16 protein-coding genes are annotated in these 18,057 nt (G+C 57.9%); 9 read left to right on the top strand and 7 right to left on the bottom strand.

All coding sequences use genetic code 11. The features are described 5' to 3' along the window. Positions 1-113: 113 nt before the first annotated feature. From HEQ34_RS01180 to tgt, 5 genes are all read right to left on the bottom strand, one after another. Positions 114-449 (bottom strand): iron-sulfur cluster assembly accessory protein, encoded by a 336-nt coding sequence (locus tag HEQ34_RS01180; RefSeq protein ID WP_296196278.1) that lies wholly within the window; start codon positions 447-449, stop codon positions 114-116. A 124-nt stretch (positions 450-573) separates the two neighbouring features. Continuing rightward, a complete protein-coding gene (locus tag HEQ34_RS01185) occupies positions 574-1,314 on the bottom strand; it encodes a M23 family metallopeptidase (protein WP_296196280.1) in 741 nt (246 codons plus the stop codon). Between the two features lie 317 nt (positions 1,315-1,631). Then, positions 1,632-2,090, bottom strand: a complete 459-nt coding sequence (locus HEQ34_RS01190) for a peroxiredoxin (RefSeq protein ID WP_296196286.1) — start codon at positions 2,088-2,090, stop codon at positions 1,632-1,634. A 14-nt stretch (positions 2,091-2,104) separates the two neighbouring features. Beyond that, positions 2,105-4,789 (bottom strand): bifunctional [glutamate--ammonia ligase]-adenylyl-L-tyrosine phosphorylase/[glutamate--ammonia-ligase] adenylyltransferase, encoded by a 2,685-nt coding sequence (gene glnE, locus HEQ34_RS01195; protein WP_296196289.1) that lies wholly within the window; start codon positions 4,787-4,789, stop codon positions 2,105-2,107. 244 nt (positions 4,790-5,033) lie between these two features. Next, entirely contained in the window at positions 5,034-6,161 is a 1,128-nt protein-coding gene (tgt, locus tag HEQ34_RS01200; RefSeq protein ID WP_296196291.1) for a tRNA guanosine(34) transglycosylase Tgt, read from the bottom strand. Positions 6,162-6,447: 286 nt separating this feature from the next. Between tgt and tldD the strand changes: the two genes are divergently transcribed. The 4 genes from tldD to HEQ34_RS01220 all read left to right on the top strand — a co-directional run bounded on the left by tldD (position 6,448) and on the right by HEQ34_RS01220 (position 10,871). Continuing rightward, entirely contained in the window at positions 6,448-7,875 is a 1,428-nt protein-coding gene (gene tldD, locus HEQ34_RS01205) for a metalloprotease TldD (RefSeq protein ID WP_296196293.1), read from the top strand. A 57-nt stretch (positions 7,876-7,932) separates the two neighbouring features. After that, a complete protein-coding gene (locus HEQ34_RS01210) occupies positions 7,933-8,637 on the top strand; it encodes an endonuclease/exonuclease/phosphatase family protein (RefSeq protein ID WP_296196294.1) in 705 nt (234 codons plus the stop codon). A gap of 373 nt (positions 8,638-9,010) precedes the next feature. Further along, on the top strand, positions 9,011-9,349 hold the full coding sequence (locus HEQ34_RS01215) for a P-II family nitrogen regulator (RefSeq protein ID WP_296196297.1): 339 nt from the start codon (positions 9,011-9,013) through the stop codon (positions 9,347-9,349). 31 nt (positions 9,350-9,380) lie between these two features. Continuing rightward, positions 9,381-10,871 (top strand): ammonium transporter, encoded by a 1,491-nt coding sequence (locus HEQ34_RS01220; protein ID WP_296196299.1) that lies wholly within the window; start codon positions 9,381-9,383, stop codon positions 10,869-10,871. Positions 10,872-12,166: 1,295 nt separating this feature from the next. Here HEQ34_RS01220 and HEQ34_RS01225 read toward each other — a convergent pair. Together HEQ34_RS01225 and HEQ34_RS01230 are read right to left on the bottom strand one after the other, a co-directional pair. After that, positions 12,167-12,580 carry a polymer-forming cytoskeletal protein gene (locus tag HEQ34_RS01225; protein ID WP_296196301.1) on the bottom strand — a complete coding sequence of 138 codons (414 nt, stop codon included), beginning with the start codon at positions 12,578-12,580 and terminating at the stop codon, positions 12,167-12,169. 7 nt (positions 12,581-12,587) lie between these two features. After that, positions 12,588-13,748, bottom strand: a complete 1,161-nt coding sequence (locus tag HEQ34_RS01230; protein ID WP_296196304.1) for a M23 family metallopeptidase — start codon at positions 13,746-13,748, stop codon at positions 12,588-12,590. A gap of 307 nt (positions 13,749-14,055) precedes the next feature. Between HEQ34_RS01230 and HEQ34_RS01235 the strand changes: the two genes are divergently transcribed. The 5 genes from HEQ34_RS01235 (at position 14,056) to HEQ34_RS01255 (ending at position 17,980) form a co-directional block, all read left to right on the top strand. Next, positions 14,056-15,309, top strand: a complete 1,254-nt coding sequence (locus tag HEQ34_RS01235; RefSeq protein ID WP_296196307.1) for a glutamate-5-semialdehyde dehydrogenase — start codon at positions 14,056-14,058, stop codon at positions 15,307-15,309. A gap of 14 nt (positions 15,310-15,323) precedes the next feature. Next, a complete protein-coding gene (locus HEQ34_RS01240) occupies positions 15,324-15,953 on the top strand; it encodes a nicotinate-nucleotide adenylyltransferase (protein ID WP_296196583.1) in 630 nt (209 codons plus the stop codon). A 63-nt stretch (positions 15,954-16,016) separates the two neighbouring features. Beyond that, complete coding sequence (gene rsfS, locus HEQ34_RS01245) at positions 16,017-16,361, top strand: ribosome silencing factor (RefSeq protein WP_295491618.1); 345 nt, start codon at positions 16,017-16,019, stop codon at positions 16,359-16,361. Positions 16,362-16,385: 24 nt separating this feature from the next. Then, the gene (locus HEQ34_RS01250; RefSeq protein WP_296196587.1) at positions 16,386-16,808 is read left to right on the top strand and encodes a 23S rRNA (pseudouridine(1915)-N(3))-methyltransferase RlmH; all 423 of its coding nucleotides are present in this window, start codon (positions 16,386-16,388) and stop codon (positions 16,806-16,808) included. A 5-nt stretch (positions 16,809-16,813) separates the two neighbouring features. Continuing rightward, entirely contained in the window at positions 16,814-17,980 is a 1,167-nt protein-coding gene (locus HEQ34_RS01255) for a peptidoglycan DD-metalloendopeptidase family protein (protein ID WP_296196310.1), read from the top strand. Positions 17,981-18,057: the final 77 nt, after the last annotated feature.

Consider the following 18,057-nt stretch of genomic DNA (forward strand, 5'->3'; position numbering starts at 1 on the left):
AGGGTGACAGAGTTGGAGCACCGCTGTCGCACCGAACTGCCTCTTTGTGTCTTTGTGCGAACCAGCCAAGTTTGAAGGTTCGCACGAAGACGGGAAGAAAAGAAGCCGCGCCCTCAAACCGAAAAGCTGGATCCACAGCCGCAACCGGCTTGCGCTTGCGGGTTTGTTACCTTGAAGCTTTTGCCGCCAAGCGATTCTACGAAGTCCACCGCAGAGCCGCGGACAAGATCAAGGCTCATGGGGTCAATGACCAGCGCCGCGCCGTCGCCCTGCGCCTGAATATCGTCGGCCTCAATCGAGTCGGCTAAGCCGAAGCGATATTGAAAGCCCGAACAACCGCCACCTTCAACCGACAGACGCAGCACAGGGTCTTTGCCCAACTTCGTCGCGATTTCGGCCACGCGGCGCGCGGCGTTAGGTGTCATGAAAATGACTTCAGTTTCGGTCATAGATTTTATGTAGGCCATGCTAGGCCCAAAGGAAAGTAGTAGTAAAGAAAAGGGGCGGCAAAGTTTCCGATGCCAGCCCCCAAGATTACACCCTCTCCCAAAGGTGATGCGTTAGCCTGTCCGCTTACTCGCCTTCAGCAGGACCGCCAAAGGCTTTGCTATCAGCAGTTTTCGAGGCAAGCAAGAATTTTGAGCCGCTTGGGTCTGATTTCTGCGGGGCCAAGAAAGCAATCGGGTTGATCGCTTCACCGGCGATGCGCACTTCATAATGCAGATGGCTTCCGGTGGAGCGGCCAGTTGAGCCCATATAGCCCAAAATGTCGCCCTTGCGGATGCGTTGGCCGGGTGTCACGTTCATCGCCGACAAATGGCCATAACGTGTCTGCACCGCGTTGCCGTGGTTGATTTCTACAAATTTGCCATAGCCACCAACCCATTCGGCGCGGCCAATCGTGCCGTCTGCAGTTGCGAAAATGGGTGTGCCCACTGGACCGGGAATGTCCAGGCCCTTGTGGTTACGGCTGGCGCCACGTGTGGGGGCATTGCGATATCCAAAACCGCTGGAGAATTTCATGATCTCGACAGGGTTGATGGAAGGAACGGCAACTTCGACCTTATGCACGGCGCCGTTGATGCGGCCCCAGCTGTCGTTCAAGGCGCGAAATTCAGGGTCGGAAACGCCAAGAGCGGTTTGGTTGGCCTTCAAATCTTCGGGTGAAATGCGGAAAGTGTCAGATGAAGCGGCAGCTGAATTTGCGATAGCAGGTGTGGCGGCTGATACAGCGACCAAAATGCCAATCGCGGATGCAGCTTTCAGGATCAGTGATTGGCACGAAGCCAAAGCGCTGGATACCATGTGTGTCATTACCTTGTTGTTGCGACCCGCACCGTTTCTGGCGCAGTACCGAAGTTTGACCAAGGCAGTTGATCTGCCCACCCCTTATGAAAAGGGTGGTGTCCGATGGCTCAAACGAATGCAACAACTGTGTAATAATCGCGGGACAAGCCGCCGCTCAAACGCGTTGAGTCGTTGAATCGAGGCTATAGCGACTGGCAAAATGACGGTTTACCGATGTTCTTAACGCAGTCAGCACCGATTTGTTCCGGTGGAAAGCCGCAGGTGATGAACAGGATTCGACGCGCGTTCAGCGCATGACGCAGGGGCCTTTTAGGGTCACGACTCTATAAAGCCTTCGCTGCTGCCAAAACCTCGGCCGCATGCGCCTTGACCTTCACCTTGCGCCAGACCTGCGCCACCTTGCCGTCCTTGCCGATCAGATAGGTCGACCGGTCAATGCCCATATAGAGTTTGCCGTACATTGATTTTTCGACCCAGGCGCCCATTTGCTCGGTGGCATCGCTCGCTTCGTCGGATAGCAAATTGACGGTAAGCGCATATTTTGCGGCAAATTTTGCGAGCTTGGCGGGCTTGTCCTTCGACATGCCGTAAACCGGGCAATTCAGCGCCGCAAATTCGGCTGCCAATTCGGTAAAATCCTTCGCCTCATTGGTGCAACCGGGCGTGTCGGCTTTGGGGTAAAAATACAGCACAAACGGGCCGGAAAGCGCCGCCAGATTGACCATATTGCCTGCGCTATCGGCGACGGTCACGTCGGGTAGCGTATCGTTGATATCGGTCATATTCTCGTTCCTTTTCAAAAATCGCGTGGGCCAAATAAGCTGTGCCATTGGTGCATGACAACCCCGCGATAATCCCTAAGCGCGTGCGTTAATCCATCCCAACCGTCAAAACCTAAGCTGTGCGCAATCAGATATTGTGCCGCCTCGGGCGGGGCTGCGCAATCGGGCGCGATCAGGCGCACCATCACCAACAACCGCGCCATCAAGGCAAAGGCCTTGGCAAAATCAGCTTGCAGGTGCCCCGCCGCCACCAACGCGTCAATCGCCGGGCCAAGCTGCGGCCGCATGCCGTCATGCGTTTCCAACTGAAGCGCGTGAATGATGAACTCCATATCCACCAATCCGCCGGGCAGCAGCTTTACATCCAATGCCCCCTTTGGCGGCTTATGCGCGGCCATGTCCTTGCGCATCGTCGCAATATCGTGGCGCAGCTTTGCGACATCGCGCTTTGTATGCAAAACATCGCGGATGATTTTGGCGACTTGGCCGCGCGCGCCTACTGATCCAAAAAGCACCCGCGCCCGTGTGAGCGCCATATGTTCCCACGTCCATGCATTTTCGCGCTGATATTGGTCGAAGCTTTTTACAGACGCGCACAATAGCCCGTCCGCGCCCGATGGCCGAAGTCGTGTGTCAATTTCATACAAAGCGCCCGAGGCCGTTGCCACGGACATTGCCGCAATCACCCGCTGCGCCAGTCGGTTAAAATATTGCGTTGCGCCAAGGCTGCGCGGTCCATCGGACTCCGCCAGATGGTCGCCAGAGAATAGCAGGATGATGTCCAAGTCCGATGCATGTGTCAACGCCTCACCACCCAGCCTGCCCAAAGCCAAAATGATCAGCTCCCCGCCTGGAATCTTGCCGTGCGCCTTTTCAAATTCGGCCAATGTTGCCGTCGTCAGCGTCTCCAGTGACGCCTCCGCCAAATGCGCATAAGCCTGCGCGATGGCGAGCGCGTCGCTGCGCCCCTCAATCAACTGAACGCCTAAAGCAAAGCGTTTTTCGCCAACATAATCGCGCACAATGTCGAGGGTGGATTGATAATCGGCGTTGCCAATCCGGCGCTGCATCGCGTCCTGCAATGCCGACACGTCGCCGGGCAAATGCATGGCGCTGGTATCGATCAACGCATCGAGATAGCGGCTTTGGCGGCCCAGATCGTCGGCCAAAGTCGGCGCGTAGCTTAAAATATCGGCGACCAGTTGCACCAGGCCGGGACGCGCCTCCAGCAATCGGAAGACGTTAATCGCGCTGGGCATCGCCTCAATCATATTGTCGAAACGGGCGATGGCGCGATCCGAATCGGGTGCTTGCGCCAGCGCCGCCATGATCGCGGGCAACACTGCCTCAAATGCATCACGCGCCGATGGGCTGCGGATCGTGCGAATTTTGCCGCTACGCCAGCGGGCCAATCGCTGCATCACAGCAAAAGGGTCGGCATAGCCAAGATCGGTGAGCTGTTCCTCCAGCGGCAGACCTTCGTCCGCCAATCGCGGTCCTTCGCTGCCCCCTGCATCGACCATGCGGTCATAGATGGCCGCGACCACAGCGGTGATCGGCGCAATCGCCGCAATGAACGCGTCGGCATCGGTTAAGCCATGCAATCGCGCGACAGCATCGGCAGTGTCTCGATTGGCGGGTATCTCATGCGTTTGCCGGTCACTGTGCATTTGCAAGCGATGTTCGAATATCCGCAACTGCGTATAAGCCGACGATAAGGTCTCCGCCTCTTGCGCGCTGATCGGTCCAGCCGCCGCCAGCGCCTGTAATGCTGCGCGCGTGTCTGGCACGCGCAATGCCGGGTCGCGGCCGCCGTGGATAAGTTGATGCGCTTGGGCAAAAAATTCACATTCTCTTATGCCGCCATGGCCACGCTTCAGATCAAACCCAAGGCCCATTTTCTGCCCCTTGGCATAATGGTCACGGATTTGCGCGGTCATCGCACTGATATTCTTCAACTGCCCGAAATCGAGCGACTTGCGCCAGATGAACGGTACAATGGCATTCAGGAAATATTCGCCCAGCGCGCGGTCGCCTGAACTCACTCGTGATCGGATGAATGCGGCTTGCTCCCACGCCAAGGCGGACGATTCATAATAGCCGATAGCTGCCTCGACCGGCAGGACGATGGGGCTGACCTCTGGCGACGGACGCAACCGCATGTCGACGCGAAAGACATAGCCGTCCCCGTCGAGCGCGGACAAAAGCTCAATGACGCGCCTACCATAACGCACCGCCGCCTCCGCCACATCATCACGTTCGCGGTGGGGCAGGGTTTTGGGATCGAACAGGAATATCGGGTCAATGTCGGACGAATAATTCAACTCCCGCCCGCCATGTTTGCCCAGCGCAATGACGGCAAAGCCCTGATTAGGCGCACCTGGCACGCGTTCTTCGATGGCGGCGGCGATAGCTTGATCCAGCGCGTGGTCGGCAAAGTCGGAGAGGATGCGCGTGACGCGCGTCAGGTCCCAGACATCGGATAGGTCCGCAATGGCGGTCACCAAAGCAACCCCTTGGCGCTGTTTACGCAATGCGGTGCCGACCGAATCTGCACTGCGGGCAAGGGCAGCGGCAAGCGCATCGTCGAAATCGCCTGCGTGGATCAGCGGCATCAGGTCGGCATTGCGGTCGATCAGGCCAGCGAGAAACGGGCTATACGCCTGCGCTCGGGCGATGGCATTTGCGATGGCGGTCATGATTTAACCTCCACTACACACTCTTCATCATTCCAACCTTTCCCCTCGTCATTCCCGCGCAGGCGGGAATCCAACTCCAAACCCTGTGGTTCTAAAGCGCTGGTCGCTGCAACGGTTAGGCTAGGAGTTGGATTCCCGCCTACGCGGGAATGACGATGGTGTGAGAGACGAATCCACAGATTGGTTTTTGGCTGTCCGCTGCCTCCACCTGCGCGGGAATGACGATATGGGAGAAAAAACCCGCTCACCGGCCCAGATAATCCCGCCGGAAATCTTGTGCAAAGGCCGCAAAGCGCCCTTGCTTTATCGCCGCGCGCATGCTGGCCATCAGCATCTGGTAATAATGTAGATTGTGCTGCGTCATCAGCATCGCGCCCAATATTTCGCCCGAACGGATCAAATGATGGACATAAGCCCGCGTCCACGTCGCGCATACCGGGCACGTGCAGCGGTCATCAATCGGCCCTTGGTCTTCGGCAAATTTGGCATTGCGGATGTTGATCGGGCCATGATGGGTAAAGGCTTGGCCGTTGCGGCCTGACCGTGTGGGCAGAACGCAATCGAACATATCAATCCCCCGCTCCACCGCGCCGACAAGGTCATCGGGTTTGCCAACGCCCATTAAATAGCGTGGCCGGTCGGCGGGTAATTGGTCAGGCGCATAATCGAGGCAACCCAACATCGCCTCTTGCCCTTCACCCACCGCAAGGCCACCCACGGCATAGCCGTCAAAGCCAATGTCGATCAACGCATCGGCGGACCGCTTGCGCAATTCTTCGTCCAATGACCCTTGCTGGATACCGAACAAAGCCGCGCGCGCCGCATGGTCGCCGCCGCTGTCAAACCCGTCGCGTGAACGCTTTGCCCAGCGCATCGACAGCTCCATAGATTTGATTGCCTCGTCCCGCGACACGCCATTGGCAGGGCATTCGTCAAACGCCATGACAATGTCGGAACCCAATAGACGCTGGATTTCCATCGAGCGTTCGGGCGACAGCATATGTTTCGACCCGTCCAAATGGCTTTGGAACGACACACCTTCTTCGGTGATTTTACGTAAAGCCGATAGGCTCATCACCTGATAGCCGCCACTGTCGGTCAGGATTGGCCGGTCCCAGCCCGAAAATTGATGCAAGCCGCCCAACCGCGCCAACCGCTCCGCGCCGGGACGCAGCATCAGATGATAGGTATTGCCCAATATGATGTCCGCACCCGTCGCCCGCACTTCGGCAGGGCGCATGGCCTTGACGGTCGCAGCAGTGCCCACGGGCATGAAGGCGGGCGTACGAATTTCGCCGCGCAGCATGTGAATGCTGCCGGTGCGGGCCTTGCCATCGGTGGCGGAAATGGAAAACTGGAATCGCGTGGTCATGTGGAGGCTTTAGGGACGTAATGCGTTTGAGAAAACCAACTTTTCTGAACGTTCAATCACTGGGGACATCGTCTCTTCATAAACCGCAGCCCTAAGCAGCAGGTGCGCAGCGCCTGCGACCGTCGAAGGGTGTCCAAAGTGAAGGCGCTTTGCCGATAGACGCCCTTCGACAGGCTCAGGGCTGCGGTGATGTTGAATCTGTCAGCGCAGCCCCTCCACCCTTCGCTGCGGGAGGAATATACAAATTATCCTTTCAACCGCCGCCGCGCCGTCCCATATACGCAACATGACTTACACTGATCCGCGCTCCTATCTCTACCAACCCGGCCTTCTTGACCCTGACGCCGCAATACGCATCACGCGGGACGCACTGCGCGCCTGCGATGACGGGGAACTATATCTCCAATATAGCGCGACCGAGAGCTTCGGTTTCGACGATGGCCGCTTGAAAATGGCGGATTATTCGACGGGATCGGGCTTTGGCCTGCGCGGTGTTTCGGGCGAGATGACCGGGTTTAGCCACGCCAATGACATGAGCGAGACCGCGATTCGCCGGGCGGGGGAGACGCTGAAGCTGCTTGATCCTGCCAAGGATCAACCCGCGCCGCCACCGCGCCAGAACAACCGGCATTTATACACCGATGGCAACCCGTTGGAGCTGGTGCCCTTCGCGCAAAAGGTCGCTTTGTGTCAGCAAATCGACGCCGCCGCCCGCGCGCGTGATCCGCGCGTTGCCCAAGTCAGCGTCAGCCTGTCGGGTAGTTGGAGCGTGGTTGAAATCGTCCGCGCCGATGGCTTTGTCGCCACCGACGTCCGGCCTTTGGTCCGCCTCAATGTCGCTATCGTCGCGCAAGATGGCGAACGTCGCGAAACCGGAAGCTATGGTTTTGGCGGGCGCTATCTCTACGACAAATTATTTGCAGAACAGGAATGGGAACATGCGATTGACGTCGCCTTGGCGCAGGCGCTGACCAATTTGCGTTCGGTCGCCGCGCCCGCTGGCGAAATGACCGTGTTGCTTGGCCCCGGCTGGCCCGGCGTGTTGTTGCATGAGGCAGTTGGCCATGGCCTGGAAGGCGATTTCAACCGCAAGGGCAGCAGCGCCTTTTCCGGCAAAATCGGGCAGCGCGTTGCCGCGCCCGGCGTTACCGTGGTCGACGATGGCACGATGCAGAACCGGCGCGGGTCGCTCTCGATTGATGATGAAGGCACGCCGACTCAGGAAAATGTCCTGATCGAAGACGGCATACTGCGCGCTTATATGCAGGACCGCATGAATGCCCGCCTGATGGGTGTGGAGCCCACCGGCAATGGCCGCCGCGAAAGCTTTGCCCATGCACCGATGCCGCGCATGACCAACACCTTCATGCGCAGCGGTAATGACGACCCTGCCGAACTTTTAAGCCGCGTCAAAAACGGCATTTTCGCCAAAAGCTTTGGCGGCGGCCAAGTCGATATTGTGTCAGGCAAATTCGTGTTTAGCTGCACCGAGGCCTATTTGGTCAAGAACGGCAAGCTTGGCGACCCGATCAAGGGTGCGACCCTGATCGGCGATGGTCCAACCGCGTTGAACAAGATCATTGGCCTTGGCAATGACATGGCGCTCGATGAAGGCGTTGGCGTCTGCGGCAAGGCGGGGCAAAGTGTTCCCGCGGGCGTCGGGCAACCCACCACTTTGGTGAGCGCGCTGACAGTGGGCGGGACGGCGGGGTGATCTGCGCATATTTCGGTCAGAATGGCGCTATGTCCGAACTAACCGCATGATCCTGATATGAGCCTCGCGATCAAGGTTGCGACCTATAATATCCGCAAGGCGGTGGGGCTTGATCAACGCCGCGATCCGGCGCGCATCCTGTCGGTGCTGAATGAAATTGATGCCGATATTGTGACGCTGCAAGAGGTGGACCGCCGCTTTGGCGCGCGGGTCAGTGCGATTCCCTTGGCGATGTTGGCGGCAGAGACGCCTTATGTGCCGGTGCCGTTAAACGCGCATCCGGCGGCGATTGGTTGGCATGGCAATGCGATTTTGGTGCGCAAGGGCATTGAGGTGCGCCATACCCAGCCGATCGACATGCCAACGCTGGAACCGCGCGGGGCGGTGATGGCGGAGCTGTCGGTGAACGGGCATAGCTTGCGCGTGATTGGCGTGCATCTCGATCTGTCGGGCCTGTGGCGGCGCAAGCAAATCCGCGCTTTGTTGGCTGCCGTTGACGCAAGCCCCCGATTTATGCCCACGGTGATGATGGGAGATTTCAATCAATGGTCGGACAAAGGCGCGCTGAGCGAGCTTGCCTTTCACCATCACCGGTTGGTGCAAACGCCCAAAAGCTTTCATACCTCGCGCCCCGTTGCCCGGCTTGACCGCATCATCGTCAGCCATGAGGTGAAAGTGCGCGCCGCCGATTGCCATATTTCGCCTTTGTCGAAACAGGCGTCGGATCATCTGCCCTTATGGGCAAACATGCAGATTGGTTAGGGTCAGGACCACTTAAATCCACCATCGCGGCGTCAAAATGGCTTTGAGATCAAAGCCATTTTGGCGTCCTTCGGATTTGACCCATATTGTCCATTGCCACGTTGGCAAGCTTGGACTTAGAACCACTAAGTCCTGCGCTTGCCGCCTTGCACTGAACAGTATGGCCTCAAACCGCGAAGGTGGATTTAAGTGGTCCTGACCCTAATGCCTAAATATTAGGCAGCTAAATATGGCTGATTAAATAATAGGCATATACTGTCCCTGCGTCGCATGGCGTCAGGCCCCAAATATCCGAATACCGACGCTTTTGCGTGCTTTGTGCTTTCTGGCACGGCGTTTGCATATTGCAGTGCACAACCATCGGGGGGTCTGCATGAAATATATTATCGCCGTGATTAAACCGCACAAGCTGGATCCGGTGCGCGAGGCGCTGACCGCGCTGGGCGTGTCGGGCATGACTGTGACTGAGGTCAAAGGCTTTGGCCGGCAAAAGGGTCAAACCGAAATCTACCGTGGTGCTGAATATGCAACCAACATGGTGCCCAAGGTGAAAATCGAGATTGCTTGCGCGTCCGATCAAGCCCCTGCGGTCATTGAGGCCATTCAGCACGCCGCCGAAACCGGTGCCATTGGCGATGGCAAAATTTTCGAATTCGAGCTCGCTGGTGCGTTACGCATCCGCACGGGCGACACCAACGAAACCGCGCTTTGACGCGGTAGTATTAAGCTAGGGGAACCAAATAATGTCAAAGACACTGAAATTTTTGGGCGCGGCGGGGGCGATAGTGTTCGCCGCCTTGCCCGCCTTCGCGCAGGAGGCTGTGGAGAAAGCAGCCGACGGCGCAGCGGCGGCTGGCGCTGCTGTAGCCGAAGTTGCGGCCGCTGCCGCTGTTGCCGACGGCCCGATCAAGGCCCCAACGGTCGAACAAATGGCCGGCATGGTCGACAAGGGTGATACAAGTTGGATGCTGATTAGCTCGGCCTTGGTATTGCTGATGTCGATCCCGGCATTGGCATTATTCTATGGTGGGCTTGTCCGCACAAAGAATATGCTGAGCCTGTTGATGCAGGTGTTCATGATCGTATCGGTCGCGGCGCTTGTCTGGGTCACTTATGGCTACAGCCTGGCCTTCACCAGCGGCAACGCCTTCATCGGCGGCTTTTCCAAGATGTTCTTGGCCGGCGTTTCGACAACGACTTATGCTGCGACCTTTAGCAACAACGTCTATATCCCCGAATATGCCTTTGTGGTGTTCCAGATGACCTTTGCCTGCATCACGCCGGCACTGATCGTCGGCGCGTTTGCAGAGCGGATCAAGTTTACGCCGTTGATAATTTTTACGGTATTGTGGCTGACCTACGCTTATTTCCCTATCGCGCACATGGTTTGGTATTGGCCAGGGCCAGATTTCCTCGTCGATGCACCAAATGATGTCGGCTTCTTATGGGGCAAGGCAGCGCTCGATTTTGCGGGTGGCACCGTTGTGCACATCAACGCGGGTATCGCGGGCCTTGTCGGCTGTCTTATCATCGGCAAGCGCGTTGGCCATGGCAAGGAAGCCACCCCGCCACATTCGATGACCATGACGATGATCGGCGCGTCGCTTTTGTGGGTGGGCTGGTTCGGCTTTAACGCTGGCTCCAATTTGGAAGCCAATGGCCTTGCGGCTCTGGCGTTCATCAACACCTTTGTCGCGACGGCTGCTGCCGCAGTGGCATGGTGCCTGATTGAACAATTCCACCATGGAAAGCCTTCCTTGCTTGGTGCAGTTACTGGCGCGGTTGCTGGCCTTGTCGCCATTACGCCTGCCAGCGGCTTTGCCGCGCCGATGACCTCGATCCTGCTTGGCTTTGCGGCATCGGGCCTATGCTATGTCTTCGTCGCTTATGTGAAGAACAAACTTGGCTATGACGACACGCTTGACGTCTTTGGCGTCCACGGCGTTGGCGGCATCGTCGGCGCACTGGGCACCGCAGTTGTCGCCGACCCTGCGCTTGGTGGCCAAGGATGGGTTAATTACACCGTTTTCCCTGCCATTCCGGGCGAATATGTTATGGCTGATCAGTTCGTCTCGCAGCTTTGGGCCGTGGGTACGACGGTATTGTGGACGGGCGTTGTTTCGGCCGTTTTGTTCTACGCACTGAAATTCACCACCGGCCTTCGTCCAACCGAAGACGCCGAGCGTGAAGGCCTTGACCTTACCGAACATGGCGAGCGTGCTTACAACTATTGAGTTTTACGACTTGGCGGCGGGGCGTTCTCTCCTCTCCTTTTACGCCCCGCCACCTCCCGATGTTCCTCCCGCGAACATCCAACTCATGGCCCGGACCCGCGATGGTCCGGGCCTTTTTTGTGCGGTGCGAACAGGTGCGGGCCGTCATCCTCCCACCTCGTCACCCTCTCCACCCCGTCCCCCACGTGACCCTCTCCCCCACGTCACCCTCCCCCATAACCGTCATCCTTCCCCCACAACGTCACCCTGAACTTGTTTCAGGGTCTATCGTGCAGCAAGCCCAGAGCTAGAAAGGCTAAATGGACCCTGAAACAAGTTCAGGGTGACGTGGGGGAGAGGGTGACGTGGGTGGGGAATGTTTACCTTCCTTTCTTCCTTCTCTCTCTGCGCCCTCCGCGCCTCTGCGTGAGTCCATTTTGCACGCAAAGGCGCAGAGGACGCAGAGGGTATGCACTTGGATAAAAGTCGTTCGTGTCGCGCGAAGACGAGACAAGGTGTCGTCACAAAAATCTGCGTCGTACAAAAAACCGCTTTCCTACAAATAACCATATGGGTTATCTGATTCGCGTCAGCCAGGCCGCGGTCTAGAACGTGGGTCGGGATGATGGGAACGCTGGCGGGGGAACTCGCTGGCACGGCCGGCGCGATAGGGTGCTTGCTTCAGCCTTTAAAAGGGCCTGTTGCATCAAGCTCTGAACAGCGCACAAGCGGCTGGGTGTGGCGGCGCGATCCGTCCCGTTCGTCATGGACGGCCTTGGGGGCTTTAGGAACCTTCATCCCAAGGAAAGCAGCCCAGCCAAGATAAGGCGGCTCCTAGAATAAGACTGATGGAACAAACGAGCCTTAATCACCCAACGCCATCAGCCGGAAGCAGCACCAGCGCTTCCGCGTCGGCCGTCCCTTTTTTCTATGCGTGCACACGCGCGACGAATTTGTAGGAAATAATATTGCGCGTGTTGGAAACTTTGTGTGTGAGTTCGCGGGATATCGAATATGCACGACACGAACGGATGTGGAGGGTGTTACTCTTCACTCCGTCACCCTGAACTTGTTTCAGGGTCCATTTACCCATTCTGGCTATGGGCGTGCTGCACAATGGACCCTGAAACAAGTTCAGGGTGACGGGAATTAGAGAAAGGCGGGCGCTCCTACCCGTTTATGTTGAGCCGTCCGACCGGCAGAGGGTTCGAGACATCCCTAAAGCACGCACCCCACACAAACGAAAGGGGCCGGAAGTTCCCCTCCAGCCCTCACGTAACTCCAACAGACCAGTTGGCATGTAGCGCAATCCCCGTTTACGCGACCTTCGAATCGGTTGTTAGGATAAAGGGATCACCACCGGTGCCGACATGCCCCGATGCGGCTGAAATGCTTGGCTTGGCCGTGGACTTGTGGCTGAACTTGCCTTCAATTTGCCCGCCGGGTGCGATGGTCAGGTTGCTGTAGACAACGTCGCCTTTGATACGCGCGGACGATTCGATGACGAGGTCATTGGCTTCAATCGAACCTTCGACATGGCCCGAAAGCTTGGCCGAATCGGCGGTGACTTTGCCCGCGATAAAGCTGCCTTCGCCCTGCACCAAATTGCCGCAGGTCACGTCGCCCTGCACCTTGCCGTCGATATGAAGGTCGACCCGCGCCGACAAATTGCCGACGATTTCGACGTCGGATGCAATGATCGAGAATGTGTGACCTGAATTGTTGCGCACGCTTACATTATTCCTTTGCGGCAGAGTCGGCACGGTATTCGGCGACTGTTTGGACCTTGAGAACATCTGGATTTGCCTCCAAAAACTTACGCGGGTTAATCGCCTGACCGTTTAGGCGCACCTCGAAATGCAGATGGCTGCCGGTCGACCGACCCGTGCTGCCCATCCGTCCGATTTGAACGCCGCGTTCAACCATCTGACCCCGTCTGACATGTACGCCCGATAAATGCGCATAGCGTGTAACCAAGCCATTGGCATGTCTAATTTCGACGCTGTTGCCATAACCGCCATTAAAACCGGCCAACACGACCTTGCCTTTGGCTGCGGCAAGGATGGGGGTTCCAACGGGGCCTTTAAAATCGAGACCGGCGTGCATTGCGGCGGCGCCGGTGAATGGGTCGGCGCGATAGCCAAAGCCGCTCGACATCATCATCGATGCAGCAGGCATGGCGGTGGGGATTGCGGCCAGAGCGCGCTCCATCGCGTCCATGCGGCCAAGCGCGGCGGCCAGATTCAAGAAACGCGGGTCGCGCGCTTCCTTTTTCCCTTTGCCGAAAAAGGGTTCGAACAGGCCACCTTGCGCGTTGCGGGCTTGGCGGGCCAAGACTTCGGGGTTCAACCCGAATTGGCGGATTGCGGTTTCTGCCTGTAATGTTCGCGCTTGCGCCACTTTCGTCATTTTTTCGGCGAAGCGAATTTGCCGCACCTCGATACGGGCAAGGCCAGCGGCTTCGGGCACCATCGCGCTAATCGTCTTCACGGCCTTTTCTTCCTCGCGCGAGTCGGCGGAGGCGGAGGGTGCTTGCGCTTCAGCCTCCGGTAAATCACCGAGATATTGGTCGCCCAGGCTTTCGAGCATTTCCTGTCGACGTTCCAAATCCTGCGTCACTTCGTCGATAGAGCCACGATAGCTGGCCACGCGTTCTTCGGCGGATTCAACCTTTGCCTCTTGCTCGATCAACGCAAGGCGCTGTGCGGAGACGGTCACTTGATTGATGGCCATGCCAAAAGTGACCAACAACCAAACACCGATGACGGACGCGAAAGTAGCCGCGGCACGGCGTTGCAATTGCGCCGATATTTTTAAAAACCGGACTTGGCCATTGGCCCGCATGAAAAATTCGCGGTCAATAAACCATCCAGCTATCCGGTTTTTCCAACCGGACATTCTGATTTTTAGCGACACGACCCACCCCGTTATTTTGTAACAAGCCGCCTAGCAGAGGAGATGGGCCACGGCGAATCACGCAAAGCTGAACCGTGACGAGTCGGTTGAGTCGTGCGATGAGCTGTGGAAAACCCCTCAAATGCAGCTCCGGATAGGCCCGAATCGGCGCGCATTGTTTAAATCAAAGGTGTAAAACTACGTAAATTCAAACATATATGGTCGATTCGCATTTGTTCCACATGCGATGAACGCGAAATGGGGACGATCGCTTTCCCTTTTGGCACCCTTTCTCTAATAGTATCAGGCAATGACAGGCAGCAACATTTTGATAACCGATCTCACGGCCAAGGCGCGCACTGCGGCGCGGCATTTGGCTGGCGTCGATGATGCGGCGAAGACGGCTGCGTTAACGCGCGCGGCGCAGGCATTGCGTGATGGCATGGCGGATATCCTCAGCGCCAATGCCAAAGATGTCGATGCTGCGGTGGCGGCCGGTATTTCGCCCGCGATGCTAGACCGGCTGAAGCTGGATGAAGCCCGCGTCGCGTCGATGGCGTCTGCGGTCGAAGTGGTCGCAACGCTGGCAGACCCGGTGGGGCAAATCATCGATACCCGCGCTCGTCCAAATGGCCTACTGATGGAGCGCGTCCGCGTGCCGGTCGGCGTGTTGGGCATCATTTATGAAAGTCGGCCTAATGTGACCGCCGATGCGGCGGCCTTGGGGCTGCGGTCGGGTAATGCCGTTATCCTGCGCGGCGGTAGCGAGGCGGTATACAGCAACCGCGCCATTCATGCGGCGATGGTGCAGGGCATTACGCAAGCTGGCTTGCCCGCAGATGTTATTCAGCTTGTTCCGACGCAGGATCGTGCGTTGGTCGGTGACATGCTGCGCGCACAAGGGGCGATTGACATGATCATCCCGCGTGGCGGAAAATCGCTTGTGGCGCGCGTTCAGGACGAAGCCCGCGTGCCCGTGCTCGCGCATCTCGACGGCATCTGCCATAGCTATGTGCATAAGGACGCCGATCCCGACATGGCGCAAGCGATTGTGGTCAACGCCAAAATGCGGCGGACGGGCATTTGCGGTGCGACCGAGACGGTGCTGATTGATCAGGATTATCCCGCGCCTGCCGCGTTGATTGCGGCGCTCATTGACGCAGGTTGCGAAGTGCGAGCGGACGATGTGCTGATGGAGCTGGATGCGCGGACCGTCTCTGCCGATGCGCAGGATTGGGATACCGAATATCTCGACTCAGTCATTTCGGCCTGCGTCGTTTCCGGCCTTGATGCAGCCATGGACCATATCGCCCGCCATGGGTCGCACCATACCGACGCGATCATTACGCAAGATGCCGCCGCCGCTGCCCGTTTCTTGGCAGAGGTCGACAGCGCGATTGTCATGCACAATGCCTCCACCCAATTTGCCGATGGCGGCGAATTTGGCTTGGGCGCAGAGATTGGCATCGCTACGGGCCGCCTGCATGCCCGTGGCCCGGTCGCGCTGGAGGGGCTGACAACGTATAAATGGATCGTGCGCGGGCAGGGCCAAACTCGCCCTTGAAAACAATCCCGCTCTTGAAAACTGTTGGCCTCATGGGTGGATCGTTCAATCCCGCGCATAAAGGGCATCGCGCGATCAGCCTGTTCGCGATGGATTCGCTTGGCCTTGATGAATATTATTGGATGGTGTCCCCGGGCAACCCGTTAAAGCCCAAATCGGACATGGCCCCATTGCCCGCGCGCATGGCATCGGCAAAGGCGCAAGCCCGCCGCACCCCGATTAAGGTCACCGCCATCGAACGCGACCTTGGCACCGTCTACACCGCAGAAACCCTGACAAAACTGGTCGCACGTTATCCGAAAACCCGGTTCATCTGGATCATGGGGGCGGACAATTTGTTGCAATTTCAACATTGGCGGCGGTGGCGCGATATAGCGCGGTTGATGCCGATTGCAGTTATCGCCAGACCCGGCTATAAGGAGCGCGTCGTTGCGGGTCCCGTAATGGCCTGGTTCAGACGGTTTGTCCGGCGTCCGGAACAGCGTCATCACTGGACGAAATGGAGTACGCCAGCGCTTGTCTTTTTGCGCTTTCGTCCAGATCCGCGTTCGGCCACCGCTCTTCGGCGTGCCGACCCATATTGGTTTCACCGATATAAGGAACTTGGAACGCGTGACGGCGTTACCCGAAATATTGTGCTTTAAGGAGCCATCTTGATCGACACTGCTTCCGTTCCTGCGCCGACTGCAAAGTCCAAGGAACCCACATTGACCCCCGACGCGCTGCACGCGCTGATTCTCCAATCGCTCGACGATGATCAGGCGCAAGAGGTGGTCACCATCCCGCTTGAAGGGAAAAGCAACATTGCCGACCATATGGTCGTCGCATCTGGCCGTTCGTCGCGCCAAGTCGCGTCCATGGCGCAGAAACTTGCCGAGCGTATCAAAAAGGCCGGTCGTCATGCCCGCATTGAAGGTCTGCCATCGGCGGACTGGGTGCTGATTGATGCCGAAGATGTCATTGTGCATCTGTTCCGCCCCGAGGTCCGCAGTTTCTATAATCTGGAACGCATGTGGGCCTTTGGCGACGCGCCCGAAGTCGCGTCGCAATAAGACCGATTGCCCGCGCCGATGGCGATGCGCCTGCACATCATCGCGCGCGGCAAGATTGGCCGTTCCCCCGAATCGGAACTGGTCGACCGGTATCTGAAACGGATTAGCTGGCCCACCAAGCATAGCGAACTGCCTGATCGGGGCGGGGAGCTTCCGGCGTCGGACAGCCCGCACAAAACCATCATTTTGGATGAAAAGGGCGCGCAGCTAAGCTCGGTTGAACTGGCGGGATTGTTGGAACGCTGGCGCGACGATGGCGTGCGCGAAGTGCGCTTTCTCATTGGTGCAGCCGACGGCTTTGATGATGCGGCGCGTGCCAGCGCAGACAGACTCATCGCTTTTGGCAAGGCAACCTGGCCGCATTTAATGGCACGCGCGATGCTCGCCGAACAATTGTTCCGCGCGACATCGATTATTGCCAACCACCCTTATCATCGTGAGGGATGAGCGCCATGCGGTTCTGGCTTACCCTCGCGACGTTGACTTTGGCACCATTTGCCATTGCAGGTGGGTTAATGGCGCAGGCGTCGGTTTCGGACGATGCGCAGCAACGGGCATTCCGCGCCGCGAAACAAGGCGCGCTTGCCGCCGAACGACGCAGCGAAACATTGCGGCAAGAGGCCGGCAATGCCGATAAAGCCACCGACCGCTTCTTGGCGCAGCGTGCAGTGCTATCCGCAGAAATTGACGCCGCCGAGGCGCAGATTGATTTAGCGGCCGCACGCTTCGCGATTATTTCGCGCCGTCAAAAGGCACAGCAATCGCAGTTGAATGCCCAAAGCGCGCCCGTCCTGCGCCTCAACGCTGCGCTTCAGCATATGGCCGGAAAGCCTAGTTATTTCCTGATGATGCAGCCGGGGCAGCGGGAGGATTATATGCACCTGCGCGCTATCATGGCGACATTGCAGCCAGCGATCATGCGCCAGACCAGCGCGCTGCGTCAGCAGATTGCCGCGCAAAATGAATTACAGGGTCAAGAAATATCCGCATTGAAATCGCTCCGCGATGCCCGCCGCCAGTTGAAAAGCCGTCAAGCGGCATTGGCAAAGCTGGAGGGCGACGCGCGCGGCAATGCAGGTGCCTTGTCCGCAAATGCCGCCATCGCCTTTGAACAAGCCATTGCGCAAGGCGAACGGGCGCGGGACATTGTCGGGCGGATCGATAGCCAGCGATTAAGCGCGGCAAAGGCATCGGAACTCGCTGCGCTGGATGGACCCTTCATTCGTCCCGGACGCGCCAATCCGCAACCTTCGGGTAAGCGCGCGTATATCCTGCCAGTGGCAGGCAGGCTATTGACGGGCTTTGGTGAACTCAGCAACACGGGCTATCGCGAACGCGGCCTGCGGCTGGCAGTGACACAGGCAGCGCGCGTGATGGCACCAGCGGCGGGCACCGTGACCTTTGCCGGGCGCTATCGTAGCTATGGCCAGATTGTCATTATCGAACATGGCCAAGGGTGGGACAGCCTGATTACCCATCTCGATTCTGTCCAAGTCATAAAGGGTCAGAAAGTGGACCAAGGCAGTCTGCTTGGTCGCGCCGGAAAATCTGCACCCGAAATTGGCGTCGAACTGCGCAAAAATGGTCGTTTCATGGACATTGCCGCCTTATTGGGGTGACCCGCGTAAACACGCTTTCACACAAGGTTAAGGCAGGATATACGAAAACGATATGATGAAATGGAAATTGTCTATGA

It is taken from the genome of Sphingorhabdus sp., from assembly GCF_023910635.1.
Taxonomy (GTDB): Bacteria; Pseudomonadota; Alphaproteobacteria; order Sphingomonadales; family Sphingomonadaceae; genus Sphingorhabdus_B.